General features: G+C 50.4%; 23 protein-coding genes and 1 other annotated feature. Of the genes, 14 read left to right on the top strand and 9 right to left on the bottom strand.

The window, feature by feature from the left end; all coding sequences use genetic code 11:
- Positions 1-50: 50 nt before the first annotated feature.
- Both ispF and LI114_RS03870 read right to left on the bottom strand, forming a co-directional pair.
- Complete coding sequence (ispF, locus tag LI114_RS03875) at positions 51-530, bottom strand: 2-C-methyl-D-erythritol 2,4-cyclodiphosphate synthase (protein WP_227219494.1); 480 nt, start codon at positions 528-530, stop codon at positions 51-53.
- A gap of 12 nt (positions 531-542) precedes the next feature.
- Positions 543-1,664 carry a bifunctional chorismate mutase/prephenate dehydratase gene (locus LI114_RS03870; protein WP_227219492.1) on the bottom strand — a complete coding sequence of 374 codons (1,122 nt, stop codon included), beginning with the start codon at positions 1,662-1,664 and terminating at the stop codon, positions 543-545.
- Positions 1,665-1,925: 261 nt separating this feature from the next.
- Between LI114_RS03870 and proC the strand changes: the two genes are divergently transcribed.
- The 5 genes from proC to LI114_RS03845 all read left to right on the top strand — a co-directional run bounded on the left by proC (position 1,926) and on the right by LI114_RS03845 (position 6,099).
- A complete protein-coding gene (proC, locus tag LI114_RS03865) occupies positions 1,926-2,723 on the top strand; it encodes a pyrroline-5-carboxylate reductase (RefSeq protein WP_227219491.1) in 798 nt (265 codons plus the stop codon).
- A 49-nt stretch (positions 2,724-2,772) separates the two neighbouring features.
- Entirely contained in the window at positions 2,773-3,384 is a 612-nt protein-coding gene (locus tag LI114_RS03860) for a hypothetical protein (protein WP_227219489.1), read from the top strand.
- Positions 3,385-3,422: 38 nt separating this feature from the next.
- Positions 3,423-4,238 carry a YesL family protein gene (locus tag LI114_RS03855; RefSeq protein ID WP_227219487.1) on the top strand — a complete coding sequence of 272 codons (816 nt, stop codon included), beginning with the start codon at positions 3,423-3,425 and terminating at the stop codon, positions 4,236-4,238.
- An 18-nt stretch (positions 4,239-4,256) separates the two neighbouring features.
- Positions 4,257-5,501, top strand: a complete 1,245-nt coding sequence (locus LI114_RS03850; protein WP_264468212.1) for an adenosylhomocysteinase — start codon at positions 4,257-4,259, stop codon at positions 5,499-5,501.
- A gap of 145 nt (positions 5,502-5,646) precedes the next feature.
- Positions 5,647-6,099 carry a putative ABC transporter permease gene (locus LI114_RS03845; protein WP_227219485.1) on the top strand — a complete coding sequence of 151 codons (453 nt, stop codon included), beginning with the start codon at positions 5,647-5,649 and terminating at the stop codon, positions 6,097-6,099.
- Between the two features lie 23 nt (positions 6,100-6,122).
- Here the strand turns inward: LI114_RS03845 and LI114_RS03840 are convergent, their stop codons facing one another.
- The 5 genes from LI114_RS03840 to uvrB all read right to left on the bottom strand — a co-directional run bounded on the left by LI114_RS03840 (position 6,123) and on the right by uvrB (position 14,141).
- Positions 6,123-6,830, bottom strand: coding sequence for an IspD/TarI family cytidylyltransferase (locus tag LI114_RS03840; RefSeq protein WP_227219483.1), 708 nt, complete (start codon positions 6,828-6,830; stop codon positions 6,123-6,125).
- 60 nt (positions 6,831-6,890) lie between these two features.
- On the bottom strand, positions 6,891-8,039 hold the full coding sequence (locus LI114_RS03835; RefSeq protein WP_022127392.1) for a ribose-phosphate pyrophosphokinase: 1,149 nt from the start codon (positions 8,037-8,039) through the stop codon (positions 6,891-6,893).
- 301 nt (positions 8,040-8,340) lie between these two features.
- The gene (locus tag LI114_RS03830) at positions 8,341-9,237 is read right to left on the bottom strand and encodes a tRNA 2-thiocytidine biosynthesis TtcA family protein (protein ID WP_227219481.1); all 897 of its coding nucleotides are present in this window, start codon (positions 9,235-9,237) and stop codon (positions 8,341-8,343) included.
- Between the two features lie 66 nt (positions 9,238-9,303).
- Positions 9,304-12,129, bottom strand: coding sequence for an excinuclease ABC subunit UvrA (gene uvrA, locus LI114_RS03825; RefSeq protein WP_227219479.1), 2,826 nt, complete (start codon positions 12,127-12,129; stop codon positions 9,304-9,306).
- Between the two features lie 41 nt (positions 12,130-12,170).
- On the bottom strand, positions 12,171-14,141 hold the full coding sequence (gene uvrB, locus LI114_RS03820; protein WP_227219477.1) for an excinuclease ABC subunit UvrB: 1,971 nt from the start codon (positions 14,139-14,141) through the stop codon (positions 12,171-12,173).
- Positions 14,142-14,286: 145 nt separating this feature from the next.
- On the opposite strand from uvrB, the gene LI114_RS03815 reads away from it, so the two are divergent.
- The 4 genes from LI114_RS03815 to LI114_RS03800 all read left to right on the top strand — a co-directional run bounded on the left by LI114_RS03815 (position 14,287) and on the right by LI114_RS03800 (position 17,027).
- Positions 14,287-14,715: an MmcQ/YjbR family DNA-binding protein gene (locus LI114_RS03815; protein ID WP_227219475.1), complete on the top strand. Its 429-nt coding sequence runs from the start codon at positions 14,287-14,289 to the stop codon at positions 14,713-14,715.
- Positions 14,712-15,671, top strand: a complete 960-nt coding sequence (locus LI114_RS03810; RefSeq protein ID WP_227219473.1) for an RluA family pseudouridine synthase — start codon at positions 14,712-14,714, stop codon at positions 15,669-15,671. Before LI114_RS03815 ends, LI114_RS03810 begins: the two co-directional genes overlap by 4 nt.
- A gap of 209 nt (positions 15,672-15,880) precedes the next feature.
- Positions 15,881-16,759 carry a PHP domain-containing protein gene (locus LI114_RS03805; protein WP_022127398.1) on the top strand — a complete coding sequence of 293 codons (879 nt, stop codon included), beginning with the start codon at positions 15,881-15,883 and terminating at the stop codon, positions 16,757-16,759.
- A gap of 25 nt (positions 16,760-16,784) precedes the next feature.
- Positions 16,785-17,027 (top strand): TIGR03905 family TSCPD domain-containing protein, encoded by a 243-nt coding sequence (locus LI114_RS03800; protein WP_413770895.1) that lies wholly within the window; start codon positions 16,785-16,787, stop codon positions 17,025-17,027.
- Between the two features lie 53 nt (positions 17,028-17,080).
- On the opposite strand, the gene LI114_RS03795 is transcribed toward LI114_RS03800, so the two are convergent.
- Together LI114_RS03795 and LI114_RS03790 are read right to left on the bottom strand one after the other, a co-directional pair.
- On the bottom strand, positions 17,081-17,710 hold the full coding sequence (locus tag LI114_RS03795; protein WP_227219469.1) for a pentapeptide repeat-containing protein: 630 nt from the start codon (positions 17,708-17,710) through the stop codon (positions 17,081-17,083).
- Positions 17,703-18,443 (bottom strand): glycerophosphodiester phosphodiesterase family protein, encoded by a 741-nt coding sequence (locus LI114_RS03790; RefSeq protein WP_227219467.1) that lies wholly within the window; start codon positions 18,441-18,443, stop codon positions 17,703-17,705. Before LI114_RS03790 ends, LI114_RS03795 begins: the two co-directional genes overlap by 8 nt.
- Positions 18,444-18,658: 215 nt before the next feature.
- Between LI114_RS03790 and LI114_RS03785 the strand changes: the two genes are divergently transcribed.
- The 5 genes from LI114_RS03785 (at position 18,659) to trpS (ending at position 25,287) form a co-directional block, all read left to right on the top strand.
- The gene (locus tag LI114_RS03785) at positions 18,659-19,882 is read left to right on the top strand and encodes a peptidylprolyl isomerase (protein ID WP_227219465.1); all 1,224 of its coding nucleotides are present in this window, start codon (positions 18,659-18,661) and stop codon (positions 19,880-19,882) included.
- A gap of 28 nt (positions 19,883-19,910) precedes the next feature.
- Positions 19,911-20,648 (top strand): hypothetical protein, encoded by a 738-nt coding sequence (locus LI114_RS03780; RefSeq protein WP_227219463.1) that lies wholly within the window; start codon positions 19,911-19,913, stop codon positions 20,646-20,648.
- Positions 20,649-20,832: 184 nt separating this feature from the next.
- Entirely contained in the window at positions 20,833-22,251 is a 1,419-nt protein-coding gene (locus LI114_RS03775; RefSeq protein WP_227219461.1) for a D-alanyl-D-alanine carboxypeptidase family protein, read from the top strand.
- Positions 22,252-22,340: 89 nt separating this feature from the next.
- Positions 22,341-22,603, top strand: a binding site (T-box leader).
- A 100-nt stretch (positions 22,604-22,703) separates the two neighbouring features.
- Positions 22,704-24,188, top strand: a complete 1,485-nt coding sequence (gene trpE / locus LI114_RS03770) for an anthranilate synthase component I (protein WP_227219459.1) — start codon at positions 22,704-22,706, stop codon at positions 24,186-24,188.
- Positions 24,189-24,204: 16 nt separating this feature from the next.
- Positions 24,205-25,287, top strand: coding sequence for a tryptophan--tRNA ligase (trpS, locus tag LI114_RS03765; RefSeq protein ID WP_227219457.1), 1,083 nt, complete (start codon positions 24,205-24,207; stop codon positions 25,285-25,287).
- The last annotated feature ends 1 nt before the right edge of the window (position 25,288 follow it).

Raw genomic sequence — 25,288 nt, 5'->3', positions numbered from 1 at the left:
TTCAAATCAGCGTTTCATGATTTTAGAAAACTGTTTTTGATATGGAGTGATCAGCCGCGGCGGGAGTCAAGCAGGCAAACGGCGCTTGCGGAAATGCCCTCGCACGCGCCCGTAAAGCCTAGCTTTTCCTCAGTGGTAGCTTTCACCGAGATCTGCGAAAGCTCTATGCCGCAGACGCGCGCTATGTTATCGCGCATCTGCATTATATACGGCGCCAGCTTCGGTTTCTGCGCTATAACGGTAGCGTCGATGTTGCCTATCTCGCAGCCCTCGCCGCGGATAACCTCGCAGACTTTTGCCAGCAGCTTCATGCTGTCAGCGCCGCTGTATTCTGGGTCGGTATCGGGGAAAAGCTTGCCTATATCGCCCATAGCGGCTGCGCCGAGAAGCGCGTCCATTATAGCGTGCACGAGCACGTCGGCGTCAGAATGACCCAGCAAACCTTTATCGTGCGGAATATCCACGCCGCCCAAAATAAGCTTTCTGTCCTCGGTAAGGCGGTGAACGTCGTAACCCTGTCCTATGCGCATATGTCAGCCTCCTCAGATCTCTTTATAGTTACCCAGCAGTTTGAAATAGCCAAGCTCGGTTTCAAGCTCGCGTATCAGCTTTACAACGTCGGGTGAATTTACCGAACCCTGAAAATCGAGATAGAAAAGCACGTCGAAATCGGTATTGGCGATTGGGCGCGACTCTATCATGGTAAGATTCAGACCCGAAACGGAAAACTTCGTCAGCAGGCGGTAAAGCGCCGAGGTCTGGTGGGGAACGGTGAGCGAAACTGAGATTATATCGGCGTCGGGCGCTAAAAGCTGCTTTTTGGAGATAAGTATGAATTTGGTAAAATTGCACTCGGCGTTTGCTATGCCGTGGTCGATTATCTTCAAGCCGAAATGGTTCGCACACTGCTCAGAGCAGATAGCCGCGTAAGGCTCGGCGCTTTCTTTTACAAAATCTGCCGCGAGGGCGGTATTCTCATACGGGTGAGCCGACCAGCCGTGCTGCGCTAGATATTTCGAGCACTGCATAAGCGCCTGCTCGTGCGAGTAAACGCGCTTAACGTCCGCAAGGTCGGTATCGGGCTTTATCGCCAAGCAATGGTCGACCGAAACCTTAGTGCAGGCGCATATCTTGAAATCGTGGCGGCGCATAAGCTCGTATGTCTGCGAAACCGTGCCCGCTGTGGAGTTTACGATAGGCACTACGCCGAACTCAGCTTTGCCGCTTTCTACCGCCGCGAATACTTCGCCGAAAGAATCGTAAAACTCCGGCTCAGACTCGGGCAGGAACTTATTTGCCGCAACGTGCGAATACGAGCCGACAGTGCCGGGAACGGCTACCCTGCGGCTTCCCGTAAGGTCTAGCGGCGAGGACTCAAAAGGCTCGGCGTCGGCAAAAAATTTCTGAAACTGCTTGCACTTCGATATATCCATCATATTGGTAAAAAGCACCTCGGCAGGATCTGCCATATCGGCGGGCACTTCGCTGCGCACGCGCTCGATTATCTGATGCTCTCTGTCCATCTGAAACACGGGCAAGTCGTTAGCTATCTTATATTCTGCCACTTTATAGCAAGTCTGCATACGCTTCGTAAAGAGCGAAAGTATCTGCTCGTCTATCTCGTTGATCTGTGATCTGAGTTCGTCAAGATCCAAATGATCCATAAATAAATGCTCCTTCTGCAAAAATATTCATACGATACAAATTTAATTTTATCACATAATCTGCCGAAATGCAAGCATTTTATCTATAAAGCAACATTTGGTTTATAAAACTTTAATATTATAGCCGCATGGATATATACATTATAGATTTCATAAAAAAGCCCTTGAAATTTTGTATAAAATGTAGTATAATGAATTTGTATTATTTTATGCGAGAATATTATCGCAAACAAGATCTGATATTGAAAGGAAATGGTCAGTATGACTAAAATAGGATTTATCGGTGCGGGCAACATGGGCTACGCCATCATGAAGGGAATTTCGGGCAGCAAGGACATAGAGGCTGAGCTTTACGCTTACGACACTTACGCTCCTGCGCTCGAGAGAGCGGCTGAGATAGGCGTGAACGCCTGCGGAAGCGCTGCCGAAACAGTAGAGAAATGCAAGTACGTTTTTCTTGCCGTAAAGCCGCAGCAGCTCGACGAAGTTCTCGCGGACATCGCGGAAGCTGTTACCGCAGATACCGTAATAGTATCCATCTGTGCGGGCATAACCGACGATTACATCGCATCAAAGACCATTGCGGGGGCTAAGGTAGTGCTCGTAATGCCGAACACTCCCCTGCTGCTGGGCGAGGGCGCTACCGCACTTTCGCACTCTGAAAGCGTTACCAAAGAGGAGTTCGCCGTTATCTGCGGAATATTCGGCTGCTGCGGAGTATACGCCGTTATCCCCAAGGACAAGATGAAGGAGATAATCGCGATAAACGGCTCTTCGCCCGCTTTTATCTATCTTTACGCCGAATCTTTCATCAAATATGCAAAATCGGTCGGCATCGACGAAGAGGTCGCGAAAAAGCTTTTTGCAAAGTCGCTGATAGGCTCGGCTAAGATGATAACCGACAGCGGAAACACGATAGAAAAGCTGATAGAGATGGTATCCTCAAAGGGCGGCACTACCATCGCGGGTCTTGAAAAGCTGCGCGAAGGCGACCTTGACGAAGCCGTTCAGAACTGCTGCAAAGCCTGCACGGCGCGTGCTTACGAGCTTTCGAAGTAATACTTTTCAGACAAGCCGCATAAATATCCTCTTAAAAGGAGTGATGTTTATGCAAACGCTGAAAAACAAGCCTGCCGATAAGAGCGGCAAAAACCTTACGCTTTTCGCGGTGCTGTGCGTTTCGGCGCTGGTGGGTACGCTTTTCGGGGCAGTGTGCTGCTGCTTTATGGACACCCGCCTTACCGAGCTGCTCACGGGCGCGGAGGAGAGCTTTTTCAACGCCCGCCGCAGCGGCGACATTATCCGCATAATGCTCAGCACGCTTGCGGGCAGCGGGTTTTATCTGGCGGCAGCATTTGCGCTGGGGTTCAGCGCTATATCTCAGCCGTTTGAAGCGGTACTGCCTTTTTTCAAGGGCATAAGCAGCGGAGTGATACTCACGCAGATATACGGCGAAAGTCCATCGGCGCACGCTTTTGCGAAAGCAGCTGCGGTATTCCCTGGGATATTCGTAACGCTTATCGTTACCGTGCTCGCCTGCCGCGAAGCGATGTTCCTCTCGGGCAGACTTTTCAAGATATGCTTTCAGGACAGGCTTTTTGACGGGCTGCTGAAGCGCTGCAAGCTTTACGGCACAAGGTTTCTCGCGATGGCTGCGGCTATATGCGCCTGCGCGGCGCTCGACTGCGGGCTTTCGATACTGATACTCGGCAAGATATAGTCGGGAAGATCAGATGTTAAAATTCAAGGAGTGTAGAAATGTCATTATTCAGCAAATACGATGAACCGGGCAGAGGTATACCCAAAGCGCCGGTCGAGAAAAAAGGCTTTTTCAAATTTATGGAGATATACGGCAGGCGCGGCTGGAAACTGGTACAGCTCAACCTCATCTACCTGCTGGCGCTGATACCGATAGTTACGTTCGGCCCTGCCACGGCGGCTATGACGAAGGTCTGCCGCAACTGGTCGCAGGAGCGCAACGCCTTTGTATGGGAAGATTTTTGGGAAGCTTTTAGGAAAAACTTCAAGCAGGGCTTTATCATGGGGCTTATCGACCTGCTTTTCATAGTGGGATTTGCAGTGGCGATACCCTCGTACTCCGCGTGGGCTAAGCAGACCGAATGGATGTACATCCCGCTGGTGATATGCCTTGCCTGCTGCATCGTTTTTTTCATGATGCACTTTTACATTTATCTTATGATAGTTTCGACAAATCTTTCGCTGGGCAAGATAATCAAAAACGCGTTTTTCCTCGTGAGCCTCGGCATAAAGAACAGCCTTTGGACGCTGGTGGTATGGATAATCATCGGCTCGCTGGTGGTATTCACATTCCCAATCTCGCTGTTCATTATCCCTTTCTGGCCATTCAGCATGATATGCTTTGCGGGAGCTTTCAACTGCTACCCCGTTATACGCAAGTACGTTATACAGCCGTACTACGACGCGCGCGGCGAGGAGAACCCCGAGTTCGACTATTTGAAATCTGACGAAGCGATATTCGAAGACCGCGGCATGGAAGAGCCTGCGCCCGAAAAGAGCAGCGCTAAAAAGAGCAAGCCGAAAACTATTTCGTAATGAAAGGACGTTAAAATAATGAGTGAGATAAGAAACATTGACCTTTGGGAAAGCGGAGCAAGAAAGATCGAATGGGTGCGCCGCAATATGTGTCTGCTGCGCAGCATAGAGGAAGATTTCAAGCGCGACAAGCCTTTCAGCGGACTAAAAGTAGCGCTTTCGATACACCTCGAGGCAAAGACCGCCTACCTCTGCAAAGTGCTTGCGACGGGCGGCGCTGAGATGTACGTTACGGGCAGCAATCCCCTCTCTACGCAGGACGATGTAGCTGCGGCTCTGGCGCACGACGGTCTGAACGTTTACGCATGGCACGCTTCCACTCCCGAAGAGTACCACCGCCACATTTCAGAAGTTATCAAGGCAGGCCCGAACGTTATCATCGATGACGGCGGCGACCTTGTGAACATGATACACAACGAATACCCCGAGCTGATACCCAACGTTATCGGCGGCTGCGAGGAAACCACCACGGGCATTATCAGACTCATCGCGATGAACAAAGCGGGCGAGCTGAAATTCCCGATGGCGCTGGTAAACAACGCGCGCTGCAAATATCTTTTCGACAACCGCTACGGCACCGGTCAGTCGGTATGGGACGGCATAAACCGCACCACGAACCTCATCGTTGCGGGCAAAAACGTAGTAGTTGCGGGCTACGGCTGGTGCGGCAAGGGCGTTGCTATGCGTGCGAAGGGTCTTGGCGCTTCCGTTATCGTCACCGAGATCGACCCGATAAAGGCTATGGAGGCTGTAATGGACGGCTTTAAAGTAATGAAGATGGAGGAAGCAGCTAAGATAGGCGACATTTTCGTTACGGTAACGGGCTGCAAGGACGTTATCACTGAAAACAGCTTTGCAAACATGAAGGACGGCGCTATACTTTGCAACGCGGGCCATTTCGACTGCGAAGTCGCGGTAGCTAAGCTCGCCGAGATATGCACCGAGAAGTACCCCGCGAGAAACAACATCGACGGATACAGAATGAGCGACGGCAGAAGCATTTTTGTTATCGGCGAGGGCAGACTTGTAAACCTTACCGCAGGCGACGGTCACCCCGCCGAAATAATGGATATGTCCTTCGCGATACAGGCGCTCACCGCCGCTTACCTCGTAAAAAACCGCGACAAGCTTACGGACAAGATAATCACCGTGCCCGAAGAGATCGACAACGAAGTAGCATGCCGAAAGCTGAAATTCTGGGGAATAGAGATAGACAAGCTGAGCGAAGAGCAGGAAAAGTACCTCAACAGCTGGCAGGTCTGAACCGAATTTAACTAAACAACAAAAGGCAATATCATGCAGAAAACGCAGCGTGATATTGCCTTTATTTTTATGCGTATAAGTTGGATAAAAACGCAGATTTTTGCGCAAATTATAAGTAGCTGATATTTACGAGAGGAGCGATAATTTGCATCAGAATTTACGAAGCGAAGCGGCTAAACTGCTGGCGGTGTTCACGACGGGGGCTTTCAGCTACGGTATCATCGAGATATGCGCGCGCGGATTCACGCACATCTCGATGGGACTGCTGGGCGGGCTGGCGATGTACCTGATACACCTCCTCAACCGCAACGGGCGCACGGCACCGGGCGTGTTTCTGACGCTGATGATCTCGGCGCTTTTCATCACCGCCTGCGAGCTTATAACGGGCGAGATAGTGAACAGGCAGCTCGGGCTGAACGTTTGGGATTACTCAATGATGCCGATGAATTTCGACGGGCAGATATGCCTGCCGTTCACACTGATATGGTTCGCGCTTTCGGCAGTCGGGATAATGCTCGACGACCTCATGCGCAAAAAATTATTCGGCGAGCAGCGCGATATTTTATTCCTGCAAAGCAGCGGGCGCACCGCAGTATGAACGGCACGCCCCAGATATAAACATCATTTTTCCTGCGCCGCTATCAGCTCCGCTAGCTGCATATCGAATGGCGCAGTTATTTTTATATTCGTATCCTCGCCGCGGACTATCGCAACCGGTATGCCGCGCAAAGCGAATATGCCCGCCGTATCGGTAAGGCGCGCTTTCTGCTCGTCGGTCAGCGCGGCGTATTCCTGCATAAGCTCTTTAAGGCGAAATGTCTGCGGGGTCTGCGCGCGGAACATTCTTGCGCGCGGCGGCACGCTTTCGATAACTCCGCCGTCCTCAGATGAGAGCAGGATAGTATCTACCGATGGAACCGCCGTACCCGCGGCGCTGTGGTCGCGCATGGCGGCGATATTGTCGGCGATGATGCGCTCGGTAACGAAAGGCCGCACGCCGTCGTGCGTAAGTATAATATCCTGCGGAGCAACTCCCCTCTCGGCAGCGATATGCTCGGCTATCTTAAATACCGTGCCGTTTCTGTCCGAGCCGCCCGCCAGAATAGTAACGTTATCCGCTTCGGGCAGATACTCGGCGCACATAGCTTTCAGCTCATCCACCCACTCGGCGTTAGTACCAACGTAAACTGCGTCTACCGACGGACTGCTGCAAAAGCGCGAGATAGTGCGCACGATCATCGGCACGCCGCCCACATTTAGAAACTGCTTTGGTATATCTGCGCCCATGCGGCTGCCTACGCCGCCCGCCGCGATAGCTGCGTATATCATTTCATCATCTCCCAAAAAAGGCGGCTCGTAAAAAGCCGCCCTTATTTTGCTGTAAATATATTACTTTTTCTTGTTGTGCTTTTCGAGCAGAGCAGCTATCTTCTGATGAGGGTCGATAACGTCTGCGATGGACATATCGTGGTTAAGAGTAGCGATGTAGTACGCGATGTACTTCGAGCAGTCGACCTCGTGGAACCAGGGAGTAGCAAGAAGCTCAGGCGAACGGTAGGTAAGATTTGTACCGAAAACTGCGTCGATGATACCGTCTGCATAAGCCTTATTGAAGCTTTCAAGACCATTGGTGAAGATACCGTAGGTAGCGTAGCAGAAGATCTTTCCTGCGTTGCGCTTTTTCAGCTCGATAGCTATGTCAAGCATCGACTCGCCGGAAGAGATAAGGTCGTCAGCGATGAAAATATCCTTGCCGGTAACGTCGTTGCCCATGTACTCGTGAGCTACGATGGGGTTTCTGCCGTTTACTACGGTAGAGTAATCTCTTCTCTTATAGAACATTCCGAGGTCTACGCCGAGAACGGAAGCGTAGTACATATTTCTGTTGATAGCGCCCTCGTCGGGAGAAACTATCATGAAATGCTTCTTATCGAAATTGAGGTTATCAAAGGTCTTCATCATAGCCTTGAGCACCTGATAAGAAGGCATTATGTTATCAAAGCCTGTGAGCGGGATAGCGTTCTGAACTCTGGGGTCGTGCGCGTCGAAAGTGATTATGTTCTGCACGCCCATCGAAGCCAGCTCCTGAAGAGCTACTGCGCAGTCGAGAGATTCGCGGTATGTTCTTCTGTGCTGTCTGCCGCCGTAAAGTATAGGCATAATGACATTTATTCTGTGAGCCTTACCGCTTGCAGCCTGTATAATTCTCTTGAGATCCTGATAGTGGTCGTCGGGCGACATCGAGTTCTGCTCGCCGTGCATTGTGTACTTGCAGCTGTAATTTCCTACGTCGCAAAGAATGAAAAGATCCTTGCCGCGAACGGTGGATTTGATGATTCCCTTACCGTCGCCGGAAGAAAATCTTGGGCACTCAGCGTCTATGAGGAAAGTTTTGCCCTCTTCGCCATCCTGTAAAGCCCATTTAAGAAAATAGCGGTTTATCATGTCGCCAAGCTCTTTTGCGCCGTCCATAGCGATAAGCCCGAGGGGCGCTACACTTGTACTGGTATCAAAAACCTTTTTTTCTGTCTTACCCATCAATACATCCTCTTTTCTCCGTCATTTCGCAAAGAAACCTGCTGCGGCACGACGGTAACGCGCAGCGGTACGCGGTCAAAACACATTATTATTATACATTATTCGACATGATTTTACAATACCTTTTTTCATTTTTGAGCAAGGTTTTATCTTTTGTACAAAAATTATTCTCCTTTAAGCTATACTTTTATTCAAGAATATAGCTTGCTCGCCGCCGATTTCAAATTTTAGTCACATATTAAAATAATCATATCAATTCTGTAAAGAGCAAGTAAAAAATTAGTTCATGCAAACCCAGCGCTTATTCAAAGATCTCGTCGCCGGCTTCCTCGCCGTCCTCGGCAGGCTCGGGCTTATAATCATCGTAAGTGTCCAAAAAATTGTACCGTTTACCCTTATACTGATACTCTATCACCGTGCGCAGATTTACGTTGTAAACGCTCTTGAAGATATTCGTTTCGATGAAGGGATTCGTCTTGCGGAATTGCGCTATAAGCTGCTTTACCTCCTGCCGCTTCGATACTTCGCCCTTGTTTTCAAGGTTTTCGTATCTCTCGGTAAAACGGCAGGCGCAGCGGATAAAGTGCAGGTCGTTATGCGCCACCCAGCGAAGTATGTCAGCTTCCTTTACCATATACATCGGGCGGATAAGCTCCATGCCCTCGTAATTTTTCGAGTGCAGCTTCGGCATCATGGTCTGTATCTGTCCGCCATATATCATGCCCATAAGTATCGTTTCAATAACGTCGTCGAAATGATGACCCAACGCTATTTTATTGCAGCCAAGGCTCTGCGCGTAACTGTAAAGATGTCCGCGGCGCATACGGGCGCACATATAGCAGGGGTTTTTATCCAGCCCCGCGACGTAATTGAAGATATTCACTTCAAATATCTTTATCGGTATACCAAGCAGCGCGGCGTTGTCCTCAATTTTTTTGCGGTTCTCGGCGTTGTAGCCGGGATCCATCACTATATACTCAGCCTCGAACTTTTTATCGGAGTATTTTTGCAGGTGCTGTATCAGCTTCGCCATAAGCATAGAATCCTTGCCGCCGGAGATACAGACGGCTATTTTATCGCCGTCGCTTATCATCTGATAATTTTTCAGCCCCATCACGAATTTGTTCCATATATCCTTGCGGTATGTGGTTATCAGGCTGCGTTCAGCCTCCTGCGCGGGGGTAAGCTGTCTTGCCATTTATTTCATTTTCCTTTCGTAAGATCATTGAGATAATTATATCACAACAAGCTATGCCTTGTCAAATCAAAGCAGCTTTTTGAGATACTGACCCGTATACGAACTTTCGCAGGCAGCCACGTCCTCTGGCGTGCCCTTGCAGACCAGCGTTCCGCCGCCCGAGCCGCCCTCAGGGCCCAGGTCGATCACCCAGTCGGCGGACTTTATCACGTCCAGGTTATGCTCTATTACAAGCACGGTATTTCCCGCGTCGGCGAGCTTTTGCAGCACCTCTATCAGCTTGTGGACGTCGGCGGAATGAAGACCCGTAGTCGGTTCGTCGAGGATATAGAAAGTCTTGCCGGTCGGGCGTTTTGAAAGCTCGGCCGCGAGCTTTACGCGCTGTGCCTCACCGCCCGAAAGAGTAGTCGCGGGCTGACCGATCTTCACATATCCCAAGCCTACTTCTACCAGCGTATCCATGCGGCGCTTAATCTTCGGGATATTCTCAAAGAATTTCGCGCCCTCTTCCACCGTCATTTCGAGCACGTCGTATATCGACTTACCTTTGTACTTGACTTCGAGCGTTTCGCGGTTGTAGCGTTTACCGCGGCAGACTTCGCAGGGCACATACACGTCGGGCAGGAAGTGCATCTCTATTTTCAGTATGCCGTCGCCCTCGCAGGCTTCACAGCGCCCGCCACGCACGTTGAATGAAAATCTGCCCGCTCCGTAGCCGTGCGCCTTAGCGTCGGCGGTGCTGGCGAAAAGCTCGCGAATATCGGTGAAAACGCCAGTGTAGGTCGCGGGGTTTGAGCGCGGCGTTCTGCCTATCGGCGACTGGTCGATGTGTATCACCTTATCGAGGTTTTCAAGACCCTCCATGCGCTCAAATTTGCCAGGGCGAGTTCTCGCGCGGTTGAGCTTTGCGGAAAGCTCTTTGCTGATTATCTCATTTACCAGCGAGGATTTTCCCGAGCCTGAAACGCCCGTAACGCAGGTGAACGTGCCGAGCGGTATAGAAACGTCGATGTTTTTCAGATTATTCTCAGCAGCGCCTATAACTGTTAGGAATTTGCCGTTGCCCTCGCGGCGCTTTTCGGGCACGGGTATCTTGATCTTGCCCGAAAGATATTTGCCCGTCCACGACTTATCGCAGTTCATTATTTCCTGCGGAGTGCCTGCGAAAACTATCTCGCCGCCGTGCACGCCCGCTCCAGGGCCTACGTCTACTATAAAATCTGCCGCACGCATAGTGTCCTCGTCGTGCTCTACGACTATCAGCGTGTTGCCGAGGTCGCGCAGACGTTTCAGCGTGGCGATGAGCTTATCATTATCGCGCTGGTGCAGACCTATCGAAGGCTCGTCGAGGATATACAGCACGCCGACAAGCGAAGAACCGATCTGCGTGGCAAGGCGTATACGCTGGCTCTCACCGCCCGAAAGCGTACCGCTGGAGCGCGAAAGCGTGAGGTACTCCAGACCTACGCTCTTTAGGAAGCCGAGGCGCTCTTTTATCTCTTTGATTATGCGCGCGCCGATCATCTTTTCGCGCTCGTCAAGCTCTAAAGCGTTGAAGAAATCGAGCGCTTCGGTGACGGAAAGCTGAGTCAGCGAGTAAATATCCAGCCCGCCCACGGTCACGGCAAGGCTCTCTTTTCTCAGACGTTTTCCGCGGCAGTCGGGGCATGGGCGCTCGCTCATGTACGATTCAAGCTCGGCTTTTGCAGCGTCGGTAGCGTTTTCCTTATTGTATCTGCGCTCGAGATTATTTACAACGCCCTCGAAATGCGCGGTGAAAACATCGCCGAACCAGCCCACTCCCCGCTTGAGGTCGAGCGTATCGTCGCCGGTGCCGTAGAGGAAAATATCGAGCTGTTCCTGCGTAAGCTCTTTAACGGGAACGTCGAGAGAAATGCCGTACTGCTCCGAGATAGCCTCGTAGTAATTCATAGCTATCGAATCTTTGCCCAAGCTGTTCCAGCCGCTGGCTTTTATTGCACCCTCGCGGATAGAGAGCGACTTATCGGGTATTATGAGGTCGGGGTCTACCTTTTTGAACACGCCCAAGCCGGTGCAGGTGGGGCAAGCGCCGAATGGATTATTGAAAGAGAACATTCTCGGCTGAAGCTCGGGCAGAGAAACACCGTGCTCGGGGCAGGCGTAGCTTGTAGAAAAGAGCATCTGCTCGCCGTCGATAATATCAACAACTATGAGTCCGCCCGTAAGCGAATTTATTATCTCGATAGAGTCGGCAAGGCGGCTTTTTATGCCATCTTTTATCACAAGGCGGTCTACCACTATCTCTATGGTGTGCTTTTTATTTTTCTCCAGATTTATCTCTTCCGAAAGGTCATAGATAACGCCGTCTATGCGAACACGCACATAACCGGACTTTCTCGCGCGCTCCAGTTCTTTCTTATGCTCGCCTTTTCTGCCGCTCACCACGGGTGCGAGAAGCTGTATCTTGGTACGCTCGGGCAGTTCCATTATCTTATCTACGACCTGGTCTACCGTCTGCTGGCGTATCTCTCTGCCGCAGACAGGGCAATGCGGCACGCCTATGCGCGCGTAGAGAAGTCGCAGGTAATCGTATATCTCGGTAACTGTGCCGACGGTAGAGCGCGGGTTTTTGCTGGTTGTTTTTTGGTCGATGGATATAGCGGGCGAAAGACCCTCTATGCTGTCCACATCGGGCTTCTCCATCTGTCCCAAAAACTGGCGGGCGTATGAAGAGAGCGACTCCATATATCTGCGCTGACCATCGGCGAATATAGTATCGAAAGCCAGTGAAGATTTGCCCGAGCCGGAAAGACCCGTCATTACAATAAGCTTATCGCGCGGGATAGTAACGTCAACATTTTTCAGATTATGCTCCCTAGCGCCGTGTATCACTATCTCATTTTTCTGCATTTGATTTATCTTTCCTTTCTTGATCGCTTTCTTATCTGTCTTTATTTCTTCTCCCCACGCAGCTCAGAAATCTTATCCCTCAAATAAGCCGCGTGCTCAAATTCAAGCAGCTTGGCGGCTTCCTTCATCTGGCGGGTGAGCTTTTCTATGAGCTGAGCCGTTTCCGCCTTTGAAAGCTTCGTCTTTTGGCGGGCGGTGTACTCTACCTCTTCCTTGGTGGATATTTCTATTACGTCGCGCACGTCTTTGATTATCGTCTTAGGCGTTATGCCGTGCTCCTCGTTGAACTTCATCTGCAGTTCGCGGCGGCGGTTGGTTTCGCGTATCGCGCGCTCCATCGAGCCTGTAACGCTGTCGGCGTACATGATAACTCTGCCCTCGCTGTTTCGCGCGGCTCTGCCTATCGTCTGTATCAGCGAGCTTTCTGAACGCAGGAAGCCCTCTTTATCGGCGTCGAGTATAGCCACCAGCGATACCTCTGGTATATCAAGACCCTCGCGCAGCAGGTTTATGCCTACCAGCACGTCAAATTTGCCCAAGCGCAGGTCGCGGATTATCTCCATACGTTCTATCGTATCAATATCGTGGTGCATATAGCGCACCTTTATATCAAAGCCCTTTAGGTAATTCGTGAGGTCTTCCGCCATCTTTTTTGTAAGGGTAGTGACTAGCACGCGCTCCTTTTTCTCTATGCGCATATTTATCTCGTACAGCAAGTCCTCTATCTGCCCCTCAGTCGGGCGAACGTCTATCTCGGGGTCTAGCAGACCTGTAGGGCGGATAAGCTGTTCTACCACCTGCTGAGAATGTTCTTTTTCTATCGGGCCGGGCGTTGCGGAAACGAACACCGCTTGATCTATATGCTCGTAAAATTCGTCAAAAGTCAGCGGGCGGTTATCCCACGCCGAGGGCAGGCGGAAGCCGTAGTCTATAAGCGTGGTCTTTCGCGCACGGTCGCCCGCATACATACCGCGCACCTGCGGCAGGCTGACGTGGCTCTCGTCCACCATAAGCAGAAAATCTTTCGGCATATGGTCGAGCAGGGTGTACGGCACAGAGCCTGCGGGGCGGCGCGCCAGCACACGGGAGTAGTTCTCTATACCGGGGCAAAAACCTATCTCCTCCAGCATCTCAATATCGTAATTCGTGCGCTGAGCTATGCGCTGAGCCTCTATCAGCATATCGCGGTCTTTGAAATACTTTATGCGCTCGTCAAGCTCCTGCTTTATATCCTCTATCGAATCGCGCATTTTATCCCTGCCGACTATATAGTGCGTGGCGGGGAAGACCGCGGCGTGGCTGAGGCGGCATATAACCTCGCCTGTTACCACGTTTATCTCGCTGATACGGTCTATCTCATCGCCGAAAAACTCTACGCGCAGAGCGGTATCGGTATTAGCGGCGGGGTATATCTCCACCACATCGCCGCGCACACGGAATTTGTTTCGCGAGAAATCTATATCGTTGCGCTCATACTGTATGCCCACAAGCTTTGCGACAAGCTCGTCGCGCGAGATCTCCATGCCGGGGCGCAGAGATACCACCATCGACTTATACTCCTCAGGGTCGCCGAGGGAGTATATGCAGGATACGGAAGCGACAATAATCACATCACGCCGCTCGGCTATTGCGGTGGTAGCGGAGTGGCGCATTTTATCTATCTCATCGTTTATCGAAGAATCTTTTTCTATATACACGTCCTTGCTGGGTATATACGCCTCGGGCTGGTAATAATCATAATAGCTGACGAAATACTCCACGGCGTTATTCGGGAAAAACTCGCGAAACTCGGTGCAGAGCTGCGCCGCAAGTATCTTATTGTGCGCGAGGACGAGCGTAGGGCGGTTTACTCTGGCGATAACGTTTGCCATAGTAAACGTCTTGCCCGAGCCTGTTACGCCGAGCAGGGTCTGCTCTTTCATGCCGCTGTTTATGCCCTCTACCAGCTTATCTATCGCCTGCGGCTGGTCGCCCGCGGGCTTATAATCAGAAACTAATTCAAAATGATCCATACTTTCCACCGCCTTTTGCAGAACTAATGTTTACATTACTCACATTCTATTATACACTAATTCTTTATAAATGTAAATAACATTTTTCACAAAAATATGTTACCATTATTTTAAGCAGATAAGTCAGTATTATAGGGGTTTTCAAATGGAATATCCAGACAAACGCAGCCCGCAGCGGCTGTTTATTTTTAATAAAGCGGACGAGATATGCGGCGCTCAGCCCGAGTATATGTGGGCGCGCACGCCAGACGCCGCCGTGCTTCGCCGACGTGACAATTCAAAATGGTTCGGGCTGGTGATGACGGTGAGAAGGGGCGTATTGGAGAAAGACTGCGCCGAGCCGAACGCGCCAGCCGAGATACTGAACGTGAAATGCGACCCTCTGCTCATCGGCTCGCTGCTGATGGAAGAGGGCTTTTACCCCGCGTACCACATGAACAAGCAGTACTGGATAACCATACTGCTGAACGCGGGAGTGGAGGATAAAAAAATTGCGGCGCTGCTGGAGATGAGCTACGAGCTTACCGAAACTCGCGGAAAGAAACGCCGGACTAAAAAGGATAAACAAGCATGAAAGAATTTACCATACAAAAAAACGACGCGGGACAGCGCGCGGATAAATTCATCACGAAAGTCTGCCCCGCTCTGCCGAAAAGCGCGATGTACAAATACATACGCAAGAAGAGCATAAAATGCAACGGAAAGCGCATGGAGATCTCGCAGAAGCTTTGCGAGGGCGACGTTATACAGATGTACATAAACGACGAGTTTTTCACCAATGCCGAGGACAGCAAAAGCTTTCTCGCCGCGCCCGCTAAGCTGAACGTGATATACGAGGACGAGAACATACTTCTTGCAGACAAGCCCGTTGGGCTGGTGGTGCACGAGGACGAGAGCGGCACGCCCGACACGCTGATAAACCGCTTGCTGCATTATCTGTACGAAAAGGGCGAATACGACCCCGAGAAAGAACAATCGTTCACGCCCGCTCTCTGCAACCGCATCGACCGCAACACGCAGGGCATAGTGATATGCGCAAAGACGGCGGAAGCGCTGAGGGTGATGAATCAGAAGATAAAAGACCGCGAACTTCACAAGCAGTATTTATGCGTAACGGTAGGCATACCGCAGAAAAAGCAGGCGCGGCTGACAGCTTACCACAGCCGCGATGAAAAGACCAAGACTGTAAAGGTATGGGACAAGAAAAACTCTTTCAACAAAACTATGATAACCGATTACCGCGTGCTGAAAGAAAACCGCGAAAAAGACTTAGCCCTGCTGGAGGTAGACCTGATAACGGGGCGCACCCACCAGATACGCGCGCACTTAGCGCACGAGGGCTACCCGCTATTGGGCGACGGCAAGTACGGAATAAACCGAGTGAACCGTGCGTATAATGTAAAAACGCAGGCGCTCTGCTCGTACAAGCTGACATTTGATTTCACTACCGATAGCGGCTCGCTGGAGTACCTCAACGGCAAAAGCTTTACGGCTAAGAAAGTATGGTTTGAAGAAAAATTCTTTGAGTAAAGCCAAATAATGCTTTCAATACGGCAATGATATATATGCCAAATGCACAAAAGAACCGTCTGCGATTTGTGAGAACATACAATCATTATAAAAATCATGTGATAATGCGGCGAATTTTTGTTAAAAAGCTTGCAAAATGTACAAAAATGTGATATAATATATGTGTCATTTTTATAGTGATAAATCAGTAAAACGGAGGATAAGGTTCTATGATCGGCGATCTTCATTGTCACACAACGCTTTCCGACGGCTCGCTCGGAATAGAAGAAGTTATTTTACAGGCTAAGCGTATGAATCTCGACTACCTCGCTATTACCGACCACGACACGCTTTCATCGTCTAACCGCGCGCACATTTTGGGCGAACGGTACGGCGTGAATATCATACCAGCGGTAGAACTTTCGGCATGGGATAAAACGAGAAATATGAAAGTACATATACTCTGCTACGCCCCGCAGAAGCCGGACAGGCTGGAGGGCTTATGCCTGAAATCATGCTCTATAAGAACAGAATGCGCCAAAGACATGATAAACAAAGTAATGGAGCGCTACCCCATACCGCAGGACGCGGTAAGAATGTACACCAAAGGCTCGAAGAGCATATTCAAGCAGCACATAATGCGCGCGCTCTGCAACTACGGCTACGCTACCGAGCTTTACGGCGAGATAAACAACAAGCTTTTCGCTTACCCTAACGGCGAATGCCTTGTACAGCGCGAATACCCCGACGTTAATTTCGTGCTTGACCTGATACATTCATCAAAGGGCGTGGCGGTGCTGGCGCACCCGCATCTTTTCGACAATTTAGAGCTTATGGACGAGCTTATAGAAAAAGGCAAGCTTGACGGAATAGAGGTATACCACTACTCCGCCGACAGCGCACAGCAGGCTGAGTTGCTGAAAAAATGCGCCGAGCACGACCTGATAGCAACGGGCGGCTCAGACTTTCACGGATTATACAACAGCGAAGTTACATATATAGGCAGCCGTTTTACCGACGACGCCAATATGCACAAGCTGCTGGATAAGATAGCTGAAAACAAGCAGAAGAGCAAGAAGCACTCTGCTGAGGCACAACAAAATCAATAAAAAGGAGTTCTTAAAAATGGCACAGATAGCATACAAACCTCACGGAGTATGTTCAAGACAGATAAACGTAGACGTAGAGGACGGCATAGTTAAAAGCGTGCAGTTCATTGGCGGCTGCAACGGCAACACTCAGGGCGTAGCAAAACTCGCAGTAGGCAGACCTGCACAGGAAGTCATCGACCTGCTGAAAGACACCGACTGCAACGGCAAAGGCACATCATGTCCCGCGCAGCTCGCTAAGGCGCTGGAAGAGGCTATGAACAAGTAATTAAGATAATATCAAACGGCAGCTTTTTACAGCTGCCGTTTTTTTATGCTTGTTTAATTTTTGATCTTAATGCCCATCAGCAAGGCAAGCTCGGCTGCCTGCGCGGGGGTGAAATATGCGCCGCGAAGCTCGGAAAAATCATCGGAAGTCACAAGCGACGAAAGGCGGCTATCAGAAAAGTCAACGCCTTTAAGAGATGTGCGGGTAAACTGCGGCTTGGTAATAGTACAGCCGCCGAAAGACAATCCGCGCTGAGTGCAGCTTATGAAAGCCGCCGAGAGCATCGCGCTTTCGGAAAAAGCGGTGACGGCGAGCTTGGAATTACTGAACACGGCGTAATCGAGCGTGCAGTTTTCAAAGCGCACGCCTTCGCAGACACATTCGTCCAGCGAGATGCCGAGCAGGCGGCAGCCGCGGAATTTGCAGCCTTTAAAACAGCAATCGGAGAACGCGGAATTTGAAAGGTCGCAGCCGGAAAACTCGCAGTCTTTAAAATAGACCTTTTCAAAATTGCAGTCTGTAAAGCGACAGGCGGAGAATTTGCAGGAGTAGAGGTCGGCGGAATATACCTCTTCATAAGCCGCCTCAGCGCTGGAAAATTCGGCAGAGAAAACATCCTCGTCAGCCTCGGCGCAGGAGCGGATATAGGCTATCGGGTCGGCAAAAGCGCGGGTATCAGGCATCGGCTCCACCGCACTTATCTGCAAAATAGCTCTGCGGGATATTCTCGAAAATTATCGAGCCTGAGAAAACCTCAGCCGCTTCTATGAGCTGTTCGTTATTCGCCGTCCATGTTATGAAATGCGCGCCTATATCGGCGGCGGCGAAAGCAGCGTCTAAGCTTACCGAGCGCAAGTCCCACGCGAGATACTGCGGCTTTGAGATAGCGCGCCAAACGGTCTTAGTCGCGGCGGCGGTGCGCAGCAGCTTTTTATCGCCCGAATAGGTGGAAACGAGCTGACCGCGTATTATAGACGGGTCGGCTTCACGCAAGCGCAGAAGGGTGAACGGGTCGAAACTCTGCACGGCGAAAGCGCCCTTATACTTTTTCAGCAGATGGGCAAGGCGCTTTTCGGCGTCGGGCACGGCGGGCGACTCTTTCAGCTCTATAAAGAGCATGACTCGACCGCGGATGAGCTTTAGCACCTCGGTAAGCAGGGGTACACGCTCGCGGCTCTCGGCAAGGCGAAGCTTTTTGAGATCGGCGTAAGAAGTATCGGCTATCTTGATATCAAAGCCGCACATACGACGGGCGTCGGCGTCGTGAAAGACGACCATTTTTCTATCAGCGGTAAAGCGCACGTCAAGCTCTATCGCGAAACCGCGCTGAGCGGCAAGCTCAAAAGCGGCGAGCGAATTTTCGGGAACGCCCGTGCCGTGCAGACCGCGGTGGGCTATATATCTTGGAAATTCCATATAAAAGCATATCCTTTCTGACAAAATACATCACTACTATTATATATGCAAATAAACGGTTTGTCAAACGCCAAAAGAAAAAATAAGCGGCGGTATGCGCTTTAATGACAAAAAATTTATAGGGTCTTCACATTGTTATCACATATAGATAATATAATTAAAATATCTTTATGGCTATACTTACAGCCGTATGCAAAAAGAAAGGAATCTTCACTATGATAAAAAAAATATCCGCGCTTACTCTAGCGCTTATACTTGCGGCTGCGGCTCTTACAGGCTGCAATAAAAAGGACAACAACAGTTCATCATCGAGCGTGGACGTATCCTCGGCGGCTTCGCAGAGCACGACCGACTCTGCCGCGCAGCAGAACGCGCCCGACGCTAAACTTGTGATAGACGGCAAAGAGGTAGACACCGACGGGCTGATAATATGCACGATAGACGGCCACGACGTTGACTTCGACACTTTCAGATATTACTATGAGAACACTCTTTCAGACCTGCAATCGAACTACGGCATAACTCTCGACTCGCTGAAAAACAGCGAAAACGGCTTTGAAAATCTGCTGAACCAGACTATCTCAGCTATCATGCAGGACTACGTTACCTACCGCATTTGCGAGGACAACTCAGTAACGCTGACCGACGATGAGAAGAAAGAGAACGAGGACAAGTATAATGCAAGTCTGGAGCAGGCAGGCTCGGAAGAAAACTTTGAGCAGAGTTTAAAAAATTCATATCTGACTACGGAAGTTTACAAGAACAGACTGGAGCTTGCGGCGCTTTACGTCAAGGCTGAGAACGAGCTTTTCACCAACGAGGGCGTTTACGCGACCAAAAAAGACGAATTCCGCGAGATAGCGCAAGACCCCGCTAAGTACGCCTGCGTCCGCACGATATACATACCCTACTGGTGTAAGACCGAGCTCAGCGACGACAGCACGGCTTCGGCTTACGATGGCTACTCGCTGGAGCAGAAGAACAACGTAAAGAAAGCGGCTTACGACGCGCTGAACGACGACGGCAGAGAAGAATCTAAGAAAGCGGCTAAGGAAGTCGCGGACGCCTGCCTGCAAAAGGTGAACGACAGCGAAGATTTCGACGATCTGCTCGACCAGTACAACTGGGATTCGCTTCAGGAAAGCTACACGGCGGGCGAATTCATGTCGCCGGACTCGAACTACGACTCTGACTACCTCGACGCGGTATTCTCGCTGAACGAGGGCGAAACGAGCGGGCTTATAGAAAACAAAAACTTCGGCTGGACGATAATCAAGAGAATGCCTATGGACATGGACTACGTAGAGGAAAACATCGACGAGCTGATAAAGAGCTACGATCTGCCGAAGCGCCAGCAGGTATATTCGGACATACTCGACAAGATGAAGGTAACATACTCCGACACATACCAGAAGCTGACCATAGACAGCATAACCTGATACGCCACAAACTTACGAGGGTAGATTTTTGGACAGTTTACGATTTCAGGAAGCTTGCGAGGAGGTCATCGGCGTAAAGCGCGAGCGCAGCGGGATAGGCACGCTCAGCGAAAAAACGCTGCACGCCGTGCTGAAAAAATATCTCGAGCCGCACGCAGAGAACCACGAAGTGCCGCTGGGGAACTACGTTGCCGACATAATCGGCGAGAACGGCGTTATAGAGATACAGACAGGCTCATTCACGCCGCTGCGCCCGAAGCTGGAAGTACTGCTGGACTGCACGGACGTAACGGTGGCTTACCCGATAGCGGAGGTGAAGTATATGCGGTGGATAGACCCCGAAACGGGCGAGATATCGCCGCCGCACAAGTCGCCGAAAAAAGGCAGACCTTACGACGCATTTTACGAGCTGATAAAGATAAAATACACGCTCGACAACCCGCATATGCACTTCAAGATACTGATGCTGGAGCTTACGGAAACGCGCTGGCAGAACGGCAGGCGCTCGAAAGACCGCAAGCGCGGCTCGCAGAGGTGCGACCGAATACCTCAGCGGCTGACGGGCGAGATAGACCTGCTCTGCCCTGCCGACTACGATATGTTCATACCGCAGGGACTGCCCGAGAAATTCTGCATAAAAGACTTTGCGGCAAAAGCGGGCATATGCTACGACTTGGCGCAGATAGCCGTGAACATACTGACCTACTTAGGGCGGTTGGAACCGCAGGGCAAGAGCGGCAGAATGAAGCTTTTTTCGATAGCGTAAGTAACAACAATTGAGGATAATCAAAAGCGCTTTGGTTTTAAGATACCGAAGCGCTTTTTTTACGGCAAAATTTACGCGCGGGCGCTTGACATAAAAAATAAATGCTGATATAATATTTATATGTGCTCTTAAAACAGGGCAAAAACATGAATTACAGAGATAATAATTCGGGAGGAACAAATAAATGCGCAGTAAAAAAATGCTGAAAAGAATATCGGCGGCGCTCTGCATGGTGGTATTCGTTTCGATACAGCTTTGCGGGATAACCGCCGAAGCTTTCAACTTCGAGCCGGTAAAGGGATACGACGAGGACGGCAACACTATACCGCTTTCGCTGTACTCGGAATCGGTATATATGTTCAACATGGACACGGGCGATGTGATAATAGACGTAAACAGCAACGAACAGCGCGTGCCCGCTTCGCTGACAAAAATAATGACGGCGATAGTGCTGCTGGACGAATTTGACGGCGACGAAAACAAGCTGAAAAGCACGAAATATTCGGCAGGCACGGAAGCTTTCGATGAGCTTTACGGCACGGGCGCTTCCACCGCAGACATTCAGCCTAACGAGGAAGTAACCTGCTACGACCTGCTCTGCGCGCTCATGCTGCCCTCTGCCTGCGAAGCCGCGAACATCATTGCGATAGGGGTGAGCGGCTCGCTGGACAAATTTGCAGACCGCATGAACGAAAAGGCGGAAGAGATAGGAATGGCGGACAGCCACTTCTCAAACGCACACGGACTTTCGGGTGACAACAACTACACCACCTGCGCGGACGTTGCAAAAATGTGCGTTTACGCGCTCGACAACTATCAGGTGTTCACCGACGTGGTATCTATGTACGACTACACCCTTGCGCCTACCACCGAGCACCCCGACGGAACATACATCTACAATACGAACCAGATGCTTGCCAACGACAGCCTTTACTACTACTCATACTGCCGCGGGATAAAGACTGGCACGCTTGACGCAGCGGGCAGATGCTTAGCCTCATACGCCGTGAACGACGGCGAAAGATACATGATAGTATCAATGGGCGCGCCGATGGAAAAGACGGCTGAGGACGTTACAAAGGGCGAGGAGAACCCCTCTTCGGTATATGCCGCGGACACGGTCTACTACAATCTCATCGACCACATAAATCTTTACGAATGGGCATTCAACTACCTTGCTGAAACGGAATTTGTTGACAAAAACAGCGAGCTTCGCGAGGTAAAGGTGGAATTTGGCGAGGACAAGCGCGACTATGTAACCATAAAGCCCGCGGAGGGCTACACCAAATTCTGGCCGAGCTACATACCCAAAGACGAAGTGAAGCAGAGCATAGAGGTATACGACAACGTGGTAGCGCCCGTATACGCAGGCGACGAGCTGGGTATGCTCACGCTGACATACAAGGGCGAAACGATAGCCGAGATACCGCTTATCGCGACGGAATCGGTGAACCGCTCGCAGGCAGCGGCTAAAAAAGCGGTAGCAAAAGCCTTCCCGCACTCGACGGAATTTAAGATAGCGATTGCCGTTATCGTGATATTTACTGCCGGATCTACTGCTATTTACATAATGAATGTGCAGAAAAAGTACAGAAAGAAGTAAGCTGATAGGATATTTAATAGAAAGTTCATTTTATTTATTAGAAATGTTCACATCGTGCAAGTATAATAATTATTGTAAAGTTTAATATTTGAAATCCTTTGAGCAAAAGTAAGTAGCCTTTAAGTAGGTTTTCAGAGAGTATGCGGGTGGTGCGAGCATACAGCCGATGTTTGGGTGAATGGATTTGTGAGGAGCGTCGTGAAAAGCTTTTGGCCAAGTATCGATCGCCGCGTTTCCTGCGTTAGTGTGACAGGGTATATCTCTCTTCTGCGAAGAAACTGAGCGTACCTGCCGAGGCGGCAAAATCATTGCCGTAAAAATTGGGTGGCACCACGGTCTTATCGTCCCATAGCGTAACTGCTATGTGCGTTAAGGCCTTTTTTGATTTCAGAAAAAAATTTGGCGGATTTCCCGATTTTACTGCCCGAGATGATTAAATGGAGGTCATCGATATGCTGTATCCAAATATCGAACAAGTAAAAGAACTGCTGGGCGAGTACAAGAACGTACCTACTTTTTACGAGATACTCATCGACTCGTTCGCGCCGGTACACCTTTTCAACTGTCTGCACGAGCTGTATGAAAATTGCTTCATACTCGAATCGGTAGACAACAAAGACCAGTGGGGCAGATATTCGTACATCGGAATAGAACCGAAAAAAGAGATAACGCTGAACGACCACAAAGCTGTAATAAAGAGCAAGGACGGCGGCGAGGAACACTTTGACGTAAAAGACCCGATAGCTTTCTTCAACAAGATAATCGAGGAAAACAAAGCGCCGAAGTTCCCAAACAGACCGAAGCTGACGGGCGGACTTATGGGATATTTCGCATACGACATGGTGAGATATTTTGAAAAGACGCTGACGAACGTGCCTTACGACGATCTGAAAATGCCAGACGCTCAGCTTTACTTCTTCGACAAGCTGGTAGCTTACGACCACCTGAGCAACAAGGCGGTCATCATACAGAACATCAACACGGCGGACAACGCTGAGAGCAAGTATGCAGAATGCGAGCAGACCGCAAAGAAAATAATCGAGCAGCTTCGCAACTATACGCGCAAGCCTAAGAAAACGGCAAAGACCTCCGGCAGCATAGAGGTACGCTCGAACATCACCAAAGAACAGTATATGGCTAACGTTGAGAAAGCTAAAGAGTACATCAAAAACGGCGATATATTCCAAATAGTGCCTTCACAGAGATTTGAAGTTTCAAACCCGCCCGACAGCTTCGACGTTTACCGTATGCTGAGGACTACGAACCCCTCGCCGTATCTTTTCTACTTTAAGGGCAAGGATTACGCATACGCGGGGGCTTCGCCGGAAATGCTGGTTTCTGTAAACAGCGGAACGGTGATCAACCGCCCGATAGCGGGAACTATAAAGCGCGGCGAAACTGAAGAGCAGGACGCAGCGAACGAAAAGCAGCTACTTAACGACCCGAAGGAGCGCGCCGAGCACACCATGCTGGTAGACCTCGGCAGAAACGACCTCGGAAAAGTATGCAAATTCGGCACGGTAAAGGTGACGGACTGCATGATAGTCGAGAAATACTCTAAGGTAATGCACTTAGTATCGAACGTAAAGGGCGAGCTTGCGGCGGACAAAAAGCCGATGGACGCGCTTATGGCGGTGCTTCCCGCGGGTACGCTTTCGGGTGCGCCTAAGGTAAGAGCTATGGAGATAATCGACGAGCTGGAGACCACAAAGCGCTGTCTGTACGGCGGCACGGTAGGCTACCTTGCATTCGACGGAAGCATAGACACCTGCATAGCTATCAGAACGGTGCTTTTCAGAAACGGCAAGGCATACGTTCAGGCAGGCGGCGGAGTAGTAGCCGACAGCGTGCCCGAGAACGAATATATGGAATCAGTAAACAAATCAATGGCGGTAGTGAACGCGATAAAGGAAGCCGCCGAACTTGACAATATATGATAAGGAGAAATTCATCATGGAAAAAGAAAACAATATCATCTTAACAGGCGACCGCCCAACCGGTGCTCTTCACCTCGGACACTATGTAGGTTCGCTGAAAAAACGCGTACAGCTGCAGAACACCGGAAAGTACGATGCATTCGTAATGATAGCAGACTTACAGGCGCTCACCGACAACGCCGAGAATCCCGAGAAGATACGCCAGAACATACTGGAAGTAACTCTCGACTACCTTGCGGTAGGGCTTGAGCCTGACAAGACGAACCTCTTCGTACAGTCGCACATACCCGCGCTTACCGAGCTGCCTATGTACTACTCGAACCTCGTTACTATGTCAAGGCTCGAAAGAAACCCCACGATAAAGCAAGAGATAAAGATGAGAAATTTTGAGCGCAACCTGCCCGTAGGCTTTATGACATACCCGATAAGCCAGGCGGCGGACATTACGGCATTCCGCGCGAAGTACGTTCCCGTAGGCGAAGACCAGCTGCCAATGCTGGAGCAGGCGCGCGAGATAGTATCTTCATTCAACCGCATTTACAAGTGCGACATACTGGTAGAGCCGGAAGCTATACTGCCCGACAACTCGACCTGCAACAGACTTGTAGGCACGGACGGCGGCACTAAGATGTCGAAATCGCTCGGCAACTGCATCTACCTCAAGGACGATGAAAAGACGCTGAAGCAGAAGATAATGTCGATGTACACCGACCCGACGCACATAAACGTTGCAGACCCGGGACACACCGAGGGCAACCCCGTATTCATCTACCTAGAAGCATTCTCTACCGACGAGCATTTTGCGGAATACCTGCCCGAATACAAGAACCTCGCCGAGATGAAAGAGCACTACGAGCGCGGCGGACTGGGCGATATGAAGTGCAAAAAATTTCTCAACTGCGTAATGCAGGAAATGCTCGCGCCTATACGCACACGCCGCGAAGAGTTCGCTAAAGACAAGGGCGAGCTGCTGAACATTCTGAAAAAAAGCACTGAAAAGGCGCGCGAAGTATCAGACGAAACGCTGGCGCAGGTACGCCGCGCGATAGGAATCGACTACTTCAACGACGCGGAGTTCATCGAAAAATTCGTAAAGTGAG

It is taken from the genome of Ruminococcus sp. 210702-SL.1.03 (assembly GCF_020559915.1).
GTDB lineage: Bacteria > Bacillota > Clostridia > Oscillospirales > Ruminococcaceae > YE71.
The sequence above is the reverse complement of the archived record's forward strand: the minus strand, read 5'-3'. Positions and strand labels throughout refer to the sequence as shown.